This is a genomic window from Acinetobacter sp. V104_13 (assembly GCF_031798995.1).
GTDB classification, from domain to species: Bacteria; Pseudomonadota; Gammaproteobacteria; order Pseudomonadales; family Moraxellaceae; genus Acinetobacter; species Acinetobacter pittii.
The window spans coordinates 153759-171305 of the sequence record NZ_JAVQNP010000027.1; the positions used below are offsets into that span (position 1 = coordinate 153759).

The 17547-nt window shown below is 37.3% G+C and carries 16 protein-coding genes; 3 read left to right on the forward strand and 13 right to left on the reverse strand.

The window, feature by feature from the left end; genetic code table 11:
• Window positions 1-141 precede the first annotated feature (141 nt).
• The 3 genes from RMB06_RS13470 to RMB06_RS13480 form a co-directional block, all read right to left on the reverse strand.
• On the reverse strand, window positions 142-1035 hold the full coding sequence (locus RMB06_RS13470; protein ID WP_002113716.1) for a LysR substrate-binding domain-containing protein: 894 nt from the start codon (window positions 1033-1035) through the stop codon (window positions 142-144).
• 544 nt (window positions 1036-1579) lie between these two features.
• Window positions 1580-1801, reverse strand: a complete 222-nt coding sequence (locus RMB06_RS13475; protein WP_014206692.1) for a hypothetical protein — start codon at window positions 1799-1801, stop codon at window positions 1580-1582.
• Window positions 1802-1911: 110 nt separating this feature from the next.
• Window positions 1912-2094, reverse strand: coding sequence for a hypothetical protein (locus tag RMB06_RS13480; RefSeq protein ID WP_002113649.1), 183 nt, complete (start codon window positions 2092-2094; stop codon window positions 1912-1914).
• 404 nt (window positions 2095-2498) lie between these two features.
• Between RMB06_RS13480 and RMB06_RS13485 the strand changes: the two genes are divergently transcribed.
• Entirely contained in the window at window positions 2499-3917 is a 1419-nt protein-coding gene (locus RMB06_RS13485; protein ID WP_017399577.1) for an aspartate ammonia-lyase, read from the forward strand.
• Between the two features lie 55 nt (window positions 3918-3972).
• Here the strand turns inward: RMB06_RS13485 and RMB06_RS13490 are convergent, their stop codons facing one another.
• Entirely contained in the window at window positions 3973-6174 is a 2202-nt protein-coding gene (locus RMB06_RS13490) for a TonB-dependent siderophore receptor (protein WP_311079900.1), read from the reverse strand.
• A gap of 516 nt (window positions 6175-6690) precedes the next feature.
• On the opposite strand from RMB06_RS13490, the gene RMB06_RS13495 reads away from it, so the two are divergent.
• Entirely contained in the window at window positions 6691-7977 is a 1287-nt protein-coding gene (locus tag RMB06_RS13495) for an MFS transporter (protein WP_017481182.1), read from the forward strand.
• A gap of 39 nt (window positions 7978-8016) precedes the next feature.
• Here RMB06_RS13495 and RMB06_RS13500 read toward each other — a convergent pair whose 3' ends face one another.
• The 8 genes from RMB06_RS13500 to RMB06_RS13535 are packed head-to-tail and all read right to left on the reverse strand — an operon-like array spanning window position 8017 to window position 15228.
• Complete coding sequence (locus RMB06_RS13500) at window positions 8017-8298, reverse strand: gamma-butyrobetaine hydroxylase-like domain-containing protein (RefSeq protein ID WP_039761491.1); 282 nt, start codon at window positions 8296-8298, stop codon at window positions 8017-8019.
• Window positions 8282-9280, reverse strand: a complete 999-nt coding sequence (locus tag RMB06_RS13505; RefSeq protein ID WP_311079903.1) for a HEAT repeat domain-containing protein — start codon at window positions 9278-9280, stop codon at window positions 8282-8284. Before RMB06_RS13505 ends, RMB06_RS13500 begins: the two co-directional genes overlap by 17 nt.
• Window positions 9277-10116 (reverse strand): ABC transporter ATP-binding protein, encoded by an 840-nt coding sequence (locus RMB06_RS13510; protein WP_005305043.1) that lies wholly within the window; start codon window positions 10114-10116, stop codon window positions 9277-9279. The genes RMB06_RS13505 and RMB06_RS13510 overlap by 4 nt, the downstream gene beginning before the upstream one ends.
• 1 nt (window position 10117) lies before the next feature.
• Entirely contained in the window at window positions 10118-10972 is an 855-nt protein-coding gene (locus tag RMB06_RS13515) for an ABC transporter permease (RefSeq protein ID WP_130120613.1), read from the reverse strand.
• A 34-nt stretch (window positions 10973-11006) separates the two neighbouring features.
• On the reverse strand, window positions 11007-12437 hold the full coding sequence (locus RMB06_RS13520; protein WP_311079907.1) for an ABC transporter substrate-binding protein: 1431 nt from the start codon (window positions 12435-12437) through the stop codon (window positions 11007-11009).
• A 19-nt stretch (window positions 12438-12456) separates the two neighbouring features.
• Window positions 12457-12702: a ferredoxin family protein gene (locus RMB06_RS13525; RefSeq protein WP_002049790.1), complete on the reverse strand. Its 246-nt coding sequence runs from the start codon at window positions 12700-12702 to the stop codon at window positions 12457-12459.
• A 20-nt stretch (window positions 12703-12722) separates the two neighbouring features.
• Window positions 12723-14456, reverse strand: coding sequence for a fumarate reductase/succinate dehydrogenase flavoprotein subunit (locus RMB06_RS13530; protein ID WP_017816470.1), 1734 nt, complete (start codon window positions 14454-14456; stop codon window positions 12723-12725).
• Window positions 14457-14484: 28 nt separating this feature from the next.
• Window positions 14485-15228: a GntR family transcriptional regulator gene (locus RMB06_RS13535; protein ID WP_000080819.1), complete on the reverse strand. Its 744-nt coding sequence runs from the start codon at window positions 15226-15228 to the stop codon at window positions 14485-14487.
• Between the two features lie 241 nt (window positions 15229-15469).
• On the opposite strand from RMB06_RS13535, the gene chrA reads away from it, so the two are divergent.
• Complete coding sequence (gene chrA, locus RMB06_RS13540) at window positions 15470-16822, forward strand: chromate efflux transporter (protein ID WP_311079912.1); 1353 nt, start codon at window positions 15470-15472, stop codon at window positions 16820-16822.
• 83 nt (window positions 16823-16905) lie between these two features.
• Here the strand turns inward: chrA and RMB06_RS13545 are convergent, their stop codons facing one another.
• A complete protein-coding gene (locus RMB06_RS13545) occupies window positions 16906-17514 on the reverse strand; it encodes an NAD(P)H-dependent oxidoreductase (protein ID WP_311079914.1) in 609 nt (202 codons plus the stop codon).
• Between the last annotated feature and the right edge of the window lie 33 nt (window positions 17515-17547).

Consider the following 17547-nt stretch of genomic DNA (forward strand, 5'->3'; position numbering starts at 1 on the left):
ATATATGGTCTAAATTAACAAAGAATCTAGACCATGAGCAATGCTTTATAAAGCCTTTCATCATAAAGACAAAGGTATGAGCTCTTTAATTGATTACTTTGTATGTAAATATCTTGAGGACATCACATATCATTATAAATTTTAATCATGCTGAGTTTGGAAGCCCTTCCAAATTTGCTGAACAGATTTGTTATCACTCAAGTTATTTTTAAAAATATAAATATCCTGTGGCAGGCAGTATTCGTTATGGTCCAACATGACCAATTTTCCGGTAGCGAGATCTTCCTCTACATTAATTTTTGGAATCCATGCTACACCTAAACCTTGTAATACAAGCTCTTTCAAGTTGGTGGCATTGTCAGTTTCATATAAGGTTTTATAGATCAGTTTACCTTCAATCAATTGATCGACCAATTTGCGCAAATAAGCATGTTTACTATAAGCAAGTAATGAAAAATTACTCTGAATTGTATGCTTAGGCGTATGATCTGCTTCGGTAGCTGACACTGGAACAATCTCTGTTTCAGCGATCTTGATGCCACTTAAAATATCATCACCAACTCGATTAATATTAGATCGATCTGCATAGCAAATCATAAAATCGCAGGCACCTTCTTTTAAAAGAGATAAGCCTTCACCACTATTCGTTGCGACAATTTCAATTTTTAAATCACGCATAAACGTTGGGAATTTTTTTAAAAAAGTGGTTAAAAAACCTGATGCTAATGAATGAACAACACAGAAACGAATCGTAGATTCGGTTTCATTTTTGATGTTTTTAATCAGCTTTGCTGTTTCTTCTACCTGCTTCTCAATATTTTTAGACATCACCAGCATAATCCGCCCAATGTCTGTAAATTCAATATTATTTTTATTATTTCGAATAATAACTTCAGCTCCGATCATCTCTTCTATTTGCTGAATTCTACGCGTAAACGCAGATTGACTAATAAATCGTTTTTCGGCTGCTTTTGAAATAGAACGCTCACGTTCAAGTGTCAAAAGGTCTTCTACCCAACGTACTTCTAAGTTCATTTTATGCATTCCCTTTTTATATTTATGTCCTTAATCTGTCTGGTTGGGAAGCTGAATAAATAGCTGAATAGATGAATAAAAACTATAAAACATGGGAGTACCTGCAAAAATGCGATGGAGGGTTGGCAAAGCCAAACAATAAAAGTAAGTATTTAAATAATTCTGACATAGAAAAGAGCGTAAGAGAATAAAAGACTTTGATTTAAATCAACAACTCATACAAATATAAAATTATCACTCTAAAAATTATTTTAAATCAAAAAGTAAAGAGCATATAAAGCAAGTAAATAACAAGTTTTAAGTTAATAAAAAATAGAAATAACCCTATGCTTTACTCATGTTTTTTTTATAAAAAAAGTCCGCACCTTGGGGAAGAATACGGACTGTAAAACTGAAATTGACTATCTTGCTTATTTCAGGAATTAAGCTCTCTGACTCAATAAATTCATTTAAATCAGAAGATATGCTTGTAGTATAGCTCAGTCCATAAAACCTGACTATTCTACTAAAGTATTTAACTTAAGATTGAATAAAAACCGAATTTCTAATATTCACCAATGAGGTAATATAACTTTCTTGAAATTTCAACCATCATATTAGAAGTATATTGAGTAATTTCAAAAACTTGCTTTTTCTGGGGATTGAACACCATATTGTCGTTTTCATCACTAAAAAAGATATAAGTGGTGTATTTATCCATATGGTGGATATGCTCTTTTAAGCTTAATTTTTCCCCAGAATTGGGATCATAGGCGATAAACTTCATTCTCATGAATTTTGTCTCTATACATACAGTCTTTTACCCAAATTTTAAGAAAATCTAGATAAAACAATATTTTGATGGATAATATGGAATGGTTAACCTAAGAACTGAGGCTACTTGTAAGATATGGGCACAATACTATTAGCTTTGTTTACTGAGGTTTCAGCAGAAGCGATTGATTGCTCTGCTTCTTTAAGCAGACGAGAAGTTTTAGACTCACTTTTCTCTTCACCGTGGAAAAGCACATAGTATGTAAAACTTCCCAAAATAATTAATGCGGCTGTGACTTTTAACATAAACTTAAAACTAAGATTTTTTCGTATTATAGTGTTTTTTATGTGAAATGCATCACATTTTTATATGAATTTGTTAGATAAGCTTCACTTTAAAAGCTAATAATAAAGATAATTAAGTTGATATTTCACTTAAATTAACTAGTCTTAATTTTTACAATGGGTTTCTTTCAAAAATTAGATGACCATTCATTGTATCAAGCAAATTTTGAAATCAACTTCATATCAATCTTAAGTTGTTAATTTATAAAGTTAAATTAATAGTTGAAAATGAGCTCTCCTATTTAGTTGACTATAAAATTAAAAAATTGATATGCAAAAAATGCATAATCAACTTGATAAATGCATTAGAAGTGAAGCATTTCGAAATCTAATATGAATTATCTTCTTTACTAATTCGAAGTTTAATGATGAACGCTGAAATTACCACCCGTATTGAGAAGGATCTTATTGGTTATAGAGAGATCAATAATAACGACTACTACGGAGTTCAAACATTACGTGCTCTAGAAAACTTTAATTTAACTCAAAGCAAGGTCGGAAATTTCCCTCACCTTATTAAAGCTTTAGCAATGGTAAAGCTTGCTTGCGCTGAAGCGAACTATAATCTTAAAAGCTTAGATCAGACTAAATTTGAAGCAATTGAATACAGCTGTAATCAGCTGATTCGCGGTAATTTTCATGATCAGTTTCCGATAGATATGATGCAAGGCGGTGCTGGTACTTCAACCAATATGAACGCAAATGAAGTATTAGCAAACGTCGCTTTAGAATATATGGGACATGCAAAAGGCCAATATCAATATTTGCATCCTAATAATGACATTAACATGTCACAGTCAACAAATGACGTGTACCCTACTGCGATTCGCTTAGGTTTGTTATTAAGCTTAGATGAACTAAATCTTCCTTTTAACAATTTAATTTTAAGTTTCCGCAATAAATCTCAAGAGTTTGCTCACATCCTGAAAATGGGCCGTACACAGTTACAAGATGCTGTGCCAATGACATTAGGTCAAGAGTTTGGTGCTTTTGCAGTAACTTTACAAAAAGACCTTGAACAAATTAATACGCTTATTCCAAATGTTTTAGCCTATATGAACCTTGGTGGTACGGCGATTGGTACGGGAATTACTACTGAATATAGTTACCGTGAACTTGCTATTCAAGCACTTGCAAAAATTTCTGGTAAGAAAATTAAGTCTGCTCCTGATCTAATCGAAGCAACTTCAGATATGGGTGACTTTGTTCTTTTATCTGGTTTATTAAAGCGTACCGCAACTAAACTTTCAAAAATTGCCAATGACTTACGTTTACTTTCAAGTGGTCCACGTACTGGCATTAATGAAATTAATTTAGAAGCTCGCCAACCGGGTAGCTCGATCATGCCGGGTAAAGTAAACCCAGTTATTCCTGAAGCGATGAACCTTGCTTGTTTCCAGATCATTGCAAATGACTTGGCTGTAACTTTAGCTGCTGAAGCGGGCCAATTACAGTTAAATGCAATGGAACCACTTATTGCATTCAAACTGTTTGAATCTATGGATTTGCTTGGTAAGGCAATGGCAATGTTCCAAAGTAAGTGTATTGATACAATTACGGCGAACCCTGAGCATTGTAAAGCTTTGGTTGAAAACTCAATTGGTATTGTGACTGCACTTAACCCATATCTAGGTTATGAAACTACAACTCGTATTGCTAAAACTGCAAACGAAACTGGACAAAGCGTATTGGCTTTAGTTCAAAATGAAGGTTTATTATCGGCACAAGTGCTTGATGATATCTTGTCGATTAATAATATGGTTAAACCAAAAATGTCGGCTTAATTCCTGAAAATAAAAAAGGAGCTTTTATAAGCTCCTTTTTTATTTGTTCTATATTTTAAAAACTGAAAGTTGTAGAGAACTGGGCTGTACGTGGATTACCTAAGAATAAATAGTCATCACCCATAAATGCCCCTACATCACGCCAATATTTCTTATTAAACAAGTTATCAATATTGAATCTAAAAGTTGTGTCATGCCCAGCAAAATTTGTTTTATAGGCCGCACCAATATTAAAAACGCTGTAACCGCCTACTTTTGCAGTTCCCTCTTTGTTTGCATATTTACTGCTACTGTATTGCATACCACTAAGTAATCTTAACCCTTCAACTGACGGAACTTTATAAGATAACTGTGCAGTTGCGCGTACTTTCGGTACATTTTGAGTTTGATGACCTTTGTAGCTGTCATTATCAATATCAACTAGACGAGATTTGGTATAGGTAATACCTGAACTTACATCGAGTGTATCAGTTAAAGCACCTGTTAAACCTAATTCAATACCTTTATTGTGTTGTTCACCTTGTGAAACAAAATCGAAAGTTCCTTCTGCATTTACTTTGCTATATTGATTGTCTTGTTTTAAATCAAAAATAGCTGCTGTTAATAAGAAGTTTCGTATTTGTTGCTTAACACCAAGTTCATATTGTTCAGAATTTTTCGGTGATAGAACTTCTAGAGCATTATTAGCAAACCAAGGAGCTTCGCCACCATCTGATAAACCTTTAGCATATGAAGCATAAAGATTAGTCTTAGCAGTTGGGCTATACATAAGCGCTAATTGTGGTAAGAACTTGTTTAAGTCGGTATCACGACTTTGCTGGCCATCTGGCTTATAGGCTTGTTCGTCAAGATGAATAAGTTTTCCACCCAATAAAGTTGACCATTGATCGTTAAACTGAACTCGGTCAGATATAGTAAAAGCAGTCTGATCGCTTTCTAGAGCTTTAAAGCGATTGCCTAATTTTTCAGGTGGCATTTTAAAATCTGATGAATCAGTATAAATATTGCCAATTTCATTCTCAATAAGTTGATTACTCGGATCATAACGCTTCAGGTTTTTACGTGTATTTTGCAATTCAAAAGCTACCTGATGCTCAATATTGCCAGTATTGAATTGACCCTCTAACCCAGCAGAAAACTGATTAGTTATACGTGTGTCATCTGGGCTACGATAGTCATAAAGATCATAGTTTCCATCTTTGTCAAATACTGCAAGTGGATTACCCGATGAATAATAACTTCCATAAGGAAACACAATATAATCATCAATCACAACACGGCTTTGCGATGCACTTAAGCTAGCATTCCATTGATCATTAAATGCATATTGATATTTCAAACTTGCATTTACACTGTTATTTACAACAGGTTTACTCCAAGACTGATAACCCAATAAACGGTCTTGATCTACATTTGTTGGTACTTCTTGCCCATCAAGCAGTTGATAACCTGGTACTGAACGTTGACTTTGATGCTGAGCTTCAATATCAAACAATAATTTAGAACGATCATTAATTTTCCAGTCTAAAGCAACTGAACCAAACTCTCGTTTACCATTTGCATGATCAACATTTGGATGGATGCTTTCATGGGCTAAATTGATTCGATAACCAAAACTATTATTAACAAAGCCGCCAACATCTGTTGCCAGCGTATAGCCACCTTCTGAATTTGCATCTACAGTAATGTTTTTAACATCGGCTGGTCTTTTGGTTACATAGTTAACCACACCACCCGGCGTCGACATTCCAGATTGAATTGCAGAAATGCCTTTTAAGATTTCAACTTGTTCTTTATTTTCTAAAGCCACGTTTTGTTCGCCACGTATAGTATGGCCATTAATGAGATAACTTGAGCCTAAATCAAGCGCAAAACCACGTGCTACAAAATTTGGATAGTAGCCAATTGCAGCATAGCCATCCCCTAAAGAAGAATCGTTTTTAATAACATCAGTTAAAGTTTTTGCGTGTTGGTCTGCTATGCGCTCAGATGTAATAGTTGTAATAGATGCAGGAGCTTTCTTTACATCACTAGTTTGAAAACCAGATAAATTAACTTTTTTAGACGTATATAGTGCATCATTATTTTGTGTAGCATTCACAGTAATAGTTGGGAGCTGCGAAACCTCCGCTTCATTTGCATAGACGACAGATGTTATGAGTGCAATAGATGAAGCCAATGCTGTTTTAGAGCATGTCATGAAGTGAAGATTTATCGAACGTCTTTCCATTGAATAACTACCTGCCATACCGTGCATAATTCTAAAGCGCTAGAAATGAGTGCGGAGTCTATTTTTAGCCACGCAAGAATACAGCTACATATATTGAGAAACAATACATTCTGTACTTTTTCGATTAAGTGTATTTGACACAAATTTTATAAACTTATCATTATATAAATTTCATTTATTTTATTAGGAATTGACGCTATAACTTTTTAAGTATTACCAAATATTCAAAATAAACTTAAGCTCGAAATGAAACTTAAAAGGAGAAATAAAATAGAAAAGTACCGTTGTAAATTAGCTCACTGATTTTAAATAGAATTAATTATTAAGTTAAATGAAAGGAAGTGTTCGATCATTGGTAAAATTATCTTTAAATCGAACAAAAGGACGTAATCTTACTAGAAACGAATTTTAAAATTAGAAAAAATGAATGGTTAGGAATTTAAGGAAGTGCTCAGGATTGAGTGATATTTAAAGTTTCATTCTATTTTCTATCCAGCATATCTAAAAATTCCTCATTTTTGTCTGCAAAATGATGGAAGAAATATGACATACACTCAGGAAGAAAAACGTAGCAGAATACGTGGGATTGTAGGCGCAGCCTCTGGTAATTTAGTTGAATGGTTCGACTTTTATATCTATGCAGTATTTGCTGCCTACTTTACTCAAGCATTAACAGCACCTGATATGGATAGTACGACTAAATCTATCTATGTTTGGGGCGTATTCGCTGCAAGCTTTTTTATGCGTCCTATTGGTAGTTGGGTATTTGGACGAATTGCAGACCGGCATGGTCGAAAAAAGTCGATGGTCATCTCAATTTGTCTGATGGCTTTGAGTTCTTTTCTATTTGCAGCCCTACCTACTTATGACCAAGTTGGCTTATTTGCCCCTTTTCTTTTACTGGTAGTGCGCTTACTTCAAGGCTTATCGGTTGGTGGTGAATATGGTGCAGTAGCAACATATATGAGTGAATTGGGTTTAAAAGGCCAACGTGGTTTTTACTCATCTTTCCAATATGTCACCCTTTCTGGTGGTCAGTTACTCGCAAGCTTACTTGGTGTAATTTTATTAACGTTCTTAAGTGAACAACAATTACATGATGGTGGATGGCGTATTCCATTTGTTATTGGTGGTATTGCAGCAATCTTATCTTTGCTTGCACGTAGTCGTTTAGAAGAAACGCTTTCTCATCAAGACAGCGAACGAAAAGAGTCTGGTAGCTTAAGAGAACTCTTTAAAAAGCACTGGAAAACCTTTTTATTGGTGGTTGGATACACTTCTGCTGGTTCATTAACGTTTTATGTAGAGACTGTTTATTCAAAAACCTATTTAACCAATTTAGGGATGGATGGAAAAACCGTTGGTTATATCATGACCTTCGCCCTATTTGTCTATATGTGTGCTCAACCTGTATTTGGTGCAATTTCCGACCGTATTGGGCGACGCTCTTCAATGCTGGCCTTTAGCTTATTGTCTGCGATTTTTATATACCCAGTCATGGTGATCGGGATGCGTGCCTATATTGATTCGCCGATCATTATTACCTTGCTACTTATTTTTATGATGATGTTACTCAGTTTCTATACATCTATCAGTGGCTTGGTAAAAGCTGAAATGTTCCCACCTCATGTACGAGCTTTAGGCGTAGGATTTTCTTATGCGGTAGGTAATGCGCTGTTTGGTGGTTCTGCACCTTCAGTTGCCTTACAGTTCAAAGCTGCCGGAATTGAAAATACCTTCTTTATATATGTCATTGTCATGCTGATTATCTGTTTCTTATGTAGCCTTGCGCTTCCGAAAAAACCAGATTATTTAGAACATGATCATTAATTAAATCAGATGCCTTCTGTCCCAACCAGAAGGCATTTTTTAGCACTTAGCAAATTCTTTTAAAAAAGCCCACGGAAAAATCCCTTTATCATGCCCATCACTAAAACAAATTTGGGCACCGTAACCTTGATCGAACATAGCTGTTACTTCGACATTTTGATCTTCAATTTTAATTTGCTTAATTCGCTTCGCTCGGCAAAAGCCACATGGGCAAATTTCCCTTAAATTTTGATGGCTCAAAGATACGCTTGAGCCATCGGTCCATATAAAGTGAACCTGCTTATTTATAGTGTCGACACGGATATCAGGTCTGATTTGCATATTTCACCTCACCAATTTGATTTAATCCAATACGAATCGCTTTTCGTACTTCAGGATCTGGATCATTTTGATGTTGTTCCAATAGCTTCTGAGCTTCTGATGTACCAATTTCACCGAGTGCTAAAGCGACTTCTTTACGTAAATTACTAATTTCATGTTTAAAGTTATCAGTCAAATGAGCAACTGCCAGATGTGATTTAAGTAGTCCCAAGCTCCTTACTGCTGCAATACGTACTTGCCAATACAAGTCAGATAAAGCATGAATTAAGAGAGTTTCAAGCTGAATGATATGTAATTTTCCAATCGTAAGTGCGGCTTCCACTCTTAGTTGCCAACTTTCCGAGGTTAAAGAATGTTGAAGCGCTTGGATAACATCAGCGTTTATGTTCTGGCTATAAGCCAAACCACCTGTTGCAATGCGGCGAACCTCATCATCTGTATCTGTTTCTGCAATTTTTGCCAATATCGTAATCGCTTGGTCTTGTTGTAACCAACTTAATGCACTGACTGCCTCACGGCGCACTAAAGCATCTTCATGATGTACCAAAGCAGATATCTCTGTGAATAATTGCTGTGGTCGTAAAGGTCTTAAAGCACGTAAAATTGCACTAAGAGCAAAAGTATCCGTATGCTTTAAATAAGGCGCAAGGATCTGGGCTGATGCCGCATTTTTTACTTCACTTAAGCTTTGGCTGGCAGCTTGTTTTACATTCAGATCAGTATCAAATAAGGCTTGTGCCAATACTTGCAAACTGGTTGGATCTTCCCAACTTTCTAGTTTTTTTGCCGCCTCTTCACGGACTAAAGCTGAAGAGTCGTGTTGCAGTGCTGTATGCAACCAAGGAAGTAAATCCGGATTTTCTTCATCACCAATATTCATTAAAGCGACAAAGCGGATCTTTTCATCTGCATGATTGAGCTGCGCAAGAAATTCCTGATTATATTCATCGAGGTCATCTAAAGCTTGATAATAAAAACTCATTCGTATTCCTTAATTTGTGATTTCTTTCCAAGCCCTAATGGATTTAAACGGCTTAACTCTTCTTGTTGGGTTGCTTCTTTTAAAGTCTGGATGCAATGTTTTTTAATGGCTGTAAATTCACTACTTGTTACAAGCTCAACGTCTCTTGGGCGTTCAAACTTAAGCGGAATTTCTTCAATAATTCGCCCCGGTCTATGGCTCATAATCAGCACTCGATCAGCTAAAAAAAGTGCCTCATCAATATCGTGGGTAATAAATAAAACCGATGTTTGAATTTCTTGCCAAATTTCGAGTAATAGCATTTGCATTTTTAAACGAGTTTGCGCATCTAACGCACCAAAAGGCTCATCCATTAATAAAATGCGAGGTTGATTAATCAGTACTCTCGCAATTTCAACCCGTTGCTGCATGCCTCCAGAGAGTTCGGCTGGAAATTTATGTTCAAAACCTTTAAGCCCGACCAGATCAATCATTTTCTTAGCTTGTTCAATACGCTTTTGTTTGGCGATGCCTTTCATTTTTAAACCAAAGGCAATATTTTCAAGCACACTTTTCCATGGAAATAAGGTATGTTGCTGGAATACCAAACCTCTGTCTGGATGCGGTTCAAGTATAGATTCATTATCGACCGTTAAAGTCCCAGAACTAATCGGTAAATGTCCTGCTAAAGCGCCTAATAATGTGGATTTACCACAACCCGACGGGCCAAGTAGACATATAAACTCGCCCGGTTGTATTTCGAAATTAACCCGATCTAATGCCTGAAAACGATTTTTAGCTTGCCCTAAATGTAGAGATAGATTTTGAATACGCACATGGCCTTGTGTAATTGACATTTTAAGACTTCCTTAGTTGATACCATGGGGTAAATCGGTTTCCAATCACACGTACCAAGGTACTGCTAAACATACCCAAAGCTCCGATCAACACCATGCCAACCACAATATTGCTATAGTTTTGCAAGGTGAACGATTCCCATGTGAAGTATCCAATTCCGTGTTGGCCTGAAATCATTTCGGCAGTCACTAAACAGAACCAACAAGTACCCATTCCAATAGATAAACCGGTAATGATGTTCGGTAATGCTCCCGGAATGATGACTTCATGAATAATGGCGAGATCAGAAGCACCTAGACTTTTCGCAGATGCAACGAGTCTTGGGTCAACTGCACCAACGCCATGTACCGTGTTTAATAAAATGGGAAATAAAGCCCCAATAAAGGTAATAAAAATCATGGAAGCTTCTGATGATGGAAAAATCAGAATCGCTAAAGGAATCCATGCAACTGCTGGAATTGGACGTAGTACTTCTAATGGCGGCATTAGAAATGCAGCAAGTTTTTGATAACGTCCTGCTAACAAACCAATACCTACACCAATTAGAGCTGCCAATACAAAACCAACTACTACGCGAAAGACACTAGATTCAACATGTTCAAATGCAGTGCTGAGTTGAAAGAAAGTCCACAGTGCATGAATAACATCTAAAGGTGTGGGTACATTGCTAAAGTTCACAATACCTAAATTTATTTTAAACTGAGCTAGGCCTTGCCAAATGACTATCCAGAAAACTATCGATATAAAAGCAATCGCGTAGTTTTTTAAATGCGTCGGATATAACCTCAATTGTTGGAAAAATTTAATCAAAAATGTACTTTGGTTTTTAGGTTTTGTTTGGACTAAACTACTCATTCGTCACCTCCTGCTCATTAGGTAAGACAACACATCAGCTCTGTGTTACAAGCTGAATAGCTTTAAAGTCATATACTTTTCCGCCCTGTTGTTTAGCCCATTTTTCAGCATCATCTTTTAATAAAAAGGCCTGAATTTGTCCTGCTTTATCTGTGGCATACCATGCCAGATTGGCAAGTAACTTAATGTCGGACTGATGATCTTGGCTATAAACCACACGCACCGTTTTTCCAGCGGCTTGAATTTTCTTTAAATCAGAAAAAGCATTCTCAGGTGTTTCATAGCTACGCACTTTTTCTTCACCCTTTACCCAAATTTGAGTCACCCTATCAAATGTTTTGATGGGTTGTCCCGTTAAAGCGTCATTGGCAACTAAAGGTGATTTTGCATAGTCAGCCAATTGCTGGCTGTAATTAAGTCCAGATGCCTGAAATGCATCCTTAATATATTGATCATCAATAAATTTACTTACATCAAGCGTACCGTCGTTTTTGCCTAAAACTTTTAATGTGTCTATCGCAATTTGAGTCGCTTTTCGATATTCAGGTTTCCAAGTTAAGTCACGAGTTTGCAGACCTAGTGGACCATGAAACAGATAGACCACTTCGGCAGGAATACCTGTTTTTTCAGCAATAAATTCACTATATTTTTCAGGTTGTTCGCGAATTAAACGATTTGCTTCAATAGTTGCCTGTAAATAAGCTTTTATGACTTCTGGATGCTGCTGTGCATAATCCTTGCTGGCAAGTGAACCATGAAATGTAGGTGATTTTGCTTGTGAACCATCATAGATTTTTTTAGCAAAACCTTGGTAAGCAAATAACTCTCCAAATGGTACGAAGTCAGCATGCGCAGCAATCTTATGACTTTTTAATGCAGGCCCCGCCACTTCTGGCGCCTGAGCAATCACTTTAATATCTTTATCAAGTTGCCAGCCTTCTGCCTGAATGGCTCGTAGCAACAGGCCATGAGCAGTTGACGCAAAAGGTACGGAAATAGTCTGCCCCTTTAGCTCTTTAAGCGAGGTTACTTTTGAGTCAATTGGAACAACAATCGCATTACCGCTACCATTAATACTGCCCGACAATGGCGCTAAAAATATGCTTTCTTTTCCAGCTTTTTTTAATGCCGCTAAATTATTAACAGCAGGAAAGTCAGCCATTGCTCCCAAATCTAGACGCCCAGCCACCATCTCACTGGTAAGTGGTGCACCAGAGGTAAAGTTTTTCCATTGAATATCATATTTAACGTGTTTGTATTTACCATCTTTAGGCAAATATTTTGGTAATAAATTCAATTCACGAATGAGCAACCCACCTGTTGCACAGTTAATAGTCGTGTCTTGTGTGCCAATCGCTACACGAACAGTTTCTGTTTTACTACTGCACCCCAAAGTGCCAAGTACAATGGCACCAATTAAGCTACTGAGTAATAGTTTTTTATTGATCAATTTATTTTGTCTCATGTTACGTATTCCAAATTAATTATTTGAGTAGGTACGGGATATTTACTTTGACTGCATCTGTTGGGCAGTCTTTTTCACAAGGCATGCAGTACCAACATTCATCAAACTGCATGAAAGCTTTTTGAGTTATTGGATCGATTGCTAATAAGTCCATTGGACAAACATCTACACAGACTGTGCATCCTTTATCAGCAATACATTTATCTTCATCGATAATGACGGGTGCGACAGTACGGTGTTGAACTTCTTTAAAAATAAAAGCCATGATTTAAATTCCTGATTTATTTAGTCTGCTAGAGCAACATCTTTTTGAATGCGTAAACGGTCATACGACACAGCTTCATCTTGATTAATCGGAACCACATAAGGCTCGATTGGCTTTTTAAAACTGACCATGTTGCCGTGTTCATCTTTTTTCAAATGAGCGTGACAGAACCAATCCGAGTTATTTTTTTGAGGGAAATCTGCTCTATAGTGGTACAGTCCCCAGCGGCTTTCTTCTCTAAACAGTGAGGCTCTAGCAGCCATTTCCGCGCAGTCTCGAATAAAAGAAACTTCAGCAGCACGCATCAATTCATGCGGGTTTCTTGCAGAGATTCGCTTAATATCCTGTTTGATTTCTTCAAAACGTTTGAGCCCAATTTCCATTTTTTGGCGAGTCTTAGGCGGTTGCAAATAGTCATTTACAAAACGGCGCAGCTTATATTCCACTTGTTCTGGAGGTAAACCTTCTGAGCAATCCAGTGGCGCAAATATTCGAGCTTTTTCTGCTTCTATTTCGCTTTGGTTTAATTCGCTATCTTCAATTGCATTTACGTATTGCGCAGCATTTACACCCGCAAACCATCCGTAGGTAAATGCACCAAGCATATAGTTATGAGGTACAGCCGCCATATCACCTGCACTGTATAAGCCTTTAACCGAAGTCTCAGCTTTTTCATTAACCCATACACCAGAAGCACTGTGTCCACTACAGAAACCAATTTCTGAAATATGCATTTCCACCATATCTTGACGGTAATTGGTTCCTCGGCCCTCATGGAAACGACCACGGCTTGGGCGCTCATTGGTATGTAGAATCTCTTCAATAGTTTGAATGGTTTCTTCGGCCAGATGATCTACTTTTAAATAAACAGGACCATTACCACTTTCCAATTCTTGATAAAATTCCCACATCATTTGACCACTCCAGTAGTCACATTCAATGAAACGTTCACCTTTACTATTGGCCGTATAACCTCCTAGGGGACCAGTTACATAGGCACAAGCTGGGCCGTTATAGTCTTTAATCAGTGGATTGATTTGGAAGCATTCTAAGTTGGCAAGTTCAGCACCTGCATGATATGCCATTGCATAGCCGTCACCCGCATTGGTTGGGTTCTCATAAGTGCCCATCAAGTAGCCTGAAGCTGGCAAACCTAAACGCCCTGCCGCACCACAACATAAAATGGCAGCTTTCGTTTTAATGACATAAAAGTCACCACTACGACAGTCAAAACCAAGTACACCATTGATTGCACCTTGCTCATTTTTTAAAAGCTTCGTGGTGACAATCCGATTATTAATTTTGACTTGAGCACGCTTTAATTGACGATATAAAACTTTTTTAACGTCATGACCTTCGGGCATTGGTAAAACATATGCCCCCATGTGATGTACTTTTTTTACTGCAAATTCACCAGTCTCATCTTTTTCAAACTTAATGCCCCATTGATCGAGCTGTTGAATGGTTTTGAAACTATGCTTTGCATATGCATATACAGTGGTTTGGTTAACTACCCCATCATTAGCAATGGTAATTTCTTTGGTGTATTGCTCAGGTGTTGCGTAGCCCGGAATGACAGCATTATTCAGCCCGTCCATTCCCATTGAAATCGCCCCACTGCGTTTTACATTCGCTTTTTCAATGAGCAAGACTTTTAAATTCGGGTTTTCTTGTTTTGCTTTAATCGCAGCCATTGGTCCAGCAGTTCCACCACCAATCACCACAATATCGAACTCAAGATATTTAGTTTCCATTGTAAAATCCTTATTTTTATTTGAGTTATTAACGATGAATACGTAAACGGTACTGGAAGGTATCGCCCGAGAAATAGAGATATTCATAGTCAATTGGTTGGCCATTTGCGTCATGAGTCAAACGTTCGACCCGTAATACCGGAGTTCCGATTTCGACTTGCAACAAAGCCGCTAACTCTTCATCTGCTACCGTGGCATCAATGCTTAAATCCGCATGTCCCAAAGGAATATCGCACTCTTGTTCTAATGCCTTGAAAATATCGGTTGTACGTAAATCAATCGCTTTCTCTTTAAGCTTCAAACCAATATGTTCAGGCAAATAAGTCAACTCATACGACACTGGCTGACGGTTGAGTAAACGGACACGTTGAATTTCATACACATTGGCTTTAACTGGTAACTTTAATTTGGGTACAACATGCATCGGGACCTGCTTAAGCTCGGCGGAGATGACACGGTTTAAAATTTCGTGACCAGCAGATGACATTGCTTCTGCAAAACCTTGCAAACTTGAGATGTTCTGGAACGTTTTTGGCTTACTTACAAAGGTCCCTTTACCCGGCACCTTAAAAATATAGCCTTCCAACTGTAATTGGTTGAGTGCTTGGCGAACTGTGATTCGGCTTACACCGAACTGTTCAGCAAACTCGTTTTCAGATGGAATTTGACTCAACACGGCATATTCACCATTTACAATTTTGTTAAGGATGAGTTCCCTTAACTGATCGTAAAGAGGCTTATGATTTTTGGGATCTTGGGGTAGCTGGCTCACGGCTCACAACCTGTTATAACAACTTGAGCAAATAATGTTTAAAATGTTTCAGCTTTGGAAATAATTTAAAGCGATAACTTTAGTTAAAAAAATAATTTCATTTAATATCAATAAATTAATAAATAGTTATCTATAAAAGTTGAATTTTTATCATAAAAAATACATTTGTGTTTGTTATGCTATAAAACATACTCCGTTATGCCATAAACGTAAAAATTAATATTATTTTTTAGGGGATAATATGCAACAAAAACAACAAAATACCCCTGATGATTCAGTGGTACAAGTCACCTTCTGGCAAGCCTTTTTATTTTGGCTCAAGCTCGGCTTTATTAGCTTTGGGGGACCAGCTGGACAAATTGCTGTGATGCATCAGGAACTCGTTGAGCAAAAACGCTGGATATCCGAAAAAAGATTTTTGCATGCCCTGAACTACTGCATGTTATTACCTGGTCCTGAAGCACAGCAATTAGCAACCTACATTGGTTGGCTTATGCATAGAACTGCTGGAGGATTGGTTGCAGGTATTCTATTTGTATTACCCTCCTTATTTATTTTAATTGGACTGTCTTGGATTTACATAAAATTTGGAGATGTTCCCGTTATTGCAGGTATTTTCTACGGAATCAAGCCTGCCGTTACCGCAATTGTTTTCCATGCAACGTACCGTATAGGTAGTCGTTCGCTTAAAAATAAGTTTTTATGGATCGTCGCGATTGCGGCGTTCTTTGCCATCTTTGTCTTAAAGCTTCCTTTCCCGCTTATCGTTTTATCAGCTGGTATTGCTGGCTATTTAGCGAGTAAAAAGTACCCAGAACTATTTTCCTCCGCGGCTGGACATAAAGCCAGTCAAAAAGATTATGGTCCGGCATTTATTGATGATGAGACTCCAACACCTGAGCACGCTAAATTCCATTGGTTGCGTTTAGCTAAACTTATTTTTGTAGCAATCGCTTTATGGCTATTGCCAATTTTAGCTTTAGGCGCATATTTTGGATGGCATCATTCTTATACTCAAATGGCGTGGTTTTTTACTAAAGCTGCATTACTCACTTTTGGTGGGGCCTATGCAGTTTTACCTTATGTCTATCAAGGAGCTGTAAATCATTTTGGATGGCTTTCACCTACACAAATGATTGATGGTTTAGCTTTAGGTGAAACTACACCGGGTCCACTGATTATGGTAGTGGCTTTTGTTGGCTTTTTAGGAGGCGTCAATCATTCATTACTTGGCTCTGAGCATCTATTTTTTGCTGGAGCACTTGGTGCAGTCATTGTGACTTGGTTTACCTTTCTCTTTTCATTTGTATTTATTTTTGCGGGTGCGCCTATTATTGAATCTACACATAATGAAATTAAATTTACTGCGCCACTCACTGCAATTACCGCGGCTGTGGTCGGTGTAATTTTAAATCTCGCACTATTTTTTAGTTATCACGTGTTATGGCCACAAGGCTTTTCAGGGCATTTTGACATTGTTGCAGCCTTCATTACTGTTGGTGCATTTATTGCTTTATTCCGCTTTAACGTGAACGTGTTATATGTGATTTTTGCATCAGCGCTGGTTGGACTAGCTGTCACTTTTTTTAGTTAACTATTGATTTAAATATTTTTTAAATTCAGAAAATCTTATCAATAAGGCCGAACAGTTTCTTTTCTGTTCGGCTGTTTATATTTTTAACCCGCTAATTGTGCGATTTGTGCTGCTGCATTATCTAAGGCAGCTTGACGTGCTTCTGGGCCGAAAGCGATCCCTTCCGCGCGCACAAAAGTAATATCAGTCACACCAATAAAATTGAAAAACGCTTTGATATAAGTTTCTTGATAGTCTAAAGCTTCGGCTGGTGAACCTTCTGAGTACACACCACCACGCGAAGAAGCAATAATGACACGTTTACCTTCTACTAAACCTTGAGGGCCGTTTTCCGTATAACGGAATGTTTTTCCAGCAACAGATAGTCGGTCAAGCCACGCTTTTAACTGTGATGGAAAGCTAAAGTTATACATTGGCGCGCCGATTACAACGATATCTGACGATAAGAACTCGTCCAAATATTGGGTGTTTCGTGCAACATGTTGCTGCGCTATTTCATTATTAGGTTCAACACCTTGCCATGCCAAAAACTCAGCATCAGATAAATGAGGAATTGGTTCTAAAGCAAAATCGTGATGAATAATTTTTGCATCAGGATAAGCTACGCTGAGCTTTCCAATAACAGATGAGGTGAGTTGGCGGCTAACAGACTGCTCACCTAAAATACTTGTGTCAATTTGAAGTAGTTTCATCGTTTATACTCACAGTATAAAATTGTTACTTGA

Coding starts and splice junctions, on each gene's coding strand:
- RMB06_RS13470 (WP_002113716.1), bottom strand. CDS start 1,035: ATGAACTTAGAAGTACGTTGGGTAGAAGACCTTTTGACACTTGAACGT.
- RMB06_RS13475 (WP_014206692.1), bottom strand. CDS start 1,801: ATGAAGTTTATCGCCTATGATCCCAATTCTGGGGAAAAATTAAGCTTA.
- RMB06_RS13480 (WP_002113649.1), bottom strand. CDS start 2,094: ATGTTAAAAGTCACAGCCGCATTAATTATTTTGGGAAGTTTTACATAC.
- RMB06_RS13485 (WP_017399577.1), top strand. CDS start 2,499: ATGATGAACGCTGAAATTACCACCCGTATTGAGAAGGATCTTATTGGT.
- RMB06_RS13490 (WP_311079900.1), bottom strand. CDS start 6,174: ATGCACGGTATGGCAGGTAGTTATTCAATGGAAAGACGTTCGATAAAT.
- RMB06_RS13495 (WP_017481182.1), top strand. CDS start 6,691: ATGACATACACTCAGGAAGAAAAACGTAGCAGAATACGTGGGATTGTA.
- RMB06_RS13500 (WP_039761491.1), bottom strand. CDS start 8,298: ATGCAAATCAGACCTGATATCCGTGTCGACACTATAAATAAGCAGGTT.
- RMB06_RS13505 (WP_311079903.1), bottom strand. CDS start 9,280: ATGAGTTTTTATTATCAAGCTTTAGATGACCTCGATGAATATAATCAG.
- RMB06_RS13510 (WP_005305043.1), bottom strand. CDS start 10,116: ATGTCAATTACACAAGGCCATGTGCGTATTCAAAATCTATCTCTACAT.
- RMB06_RS13515 (WP_130120613.1), bottom strand. CDS start 10,972: ATGAGTAGTTTAGTCCAAACAAAACCTAAAAACCAAAGTACATTTTTG.
- RMB06_RS13520 (WP_311079907.1), bottom strand. CDS start 12,437: ATGAGACAAAATAAATTGATCAATAAAAAACTATTACTCAGTAGCTTA.
- RMB06_RS13525 (WP_002049790.1), bottom strand. CDS start 12,702: ATGGCTTTTATTTTTAAAGAAGTTCAACACCGTACTGTCGCACCCGTC.
- RMB06_RS13530 (WP_017816470.1), bottom strand. CDS start 14,456: ATGGAAACTAAATATCTTGAGTTCGATATTGTGGTGATTGGTGGTGGA.
- chrA (WP_311079912.1), top strand. CDS start 15,470: ATGCAACAAAAACAACAAAATACCCCTGATGATTCAGTGGTACAAGTC.
- RMB06_RS13545 (WP_311079914.1), bottom strand. CDS start 17,514: ATGAAACTACTTCAAATTGACACAAGTATTTTAGGTGAGCAGTCTGTT.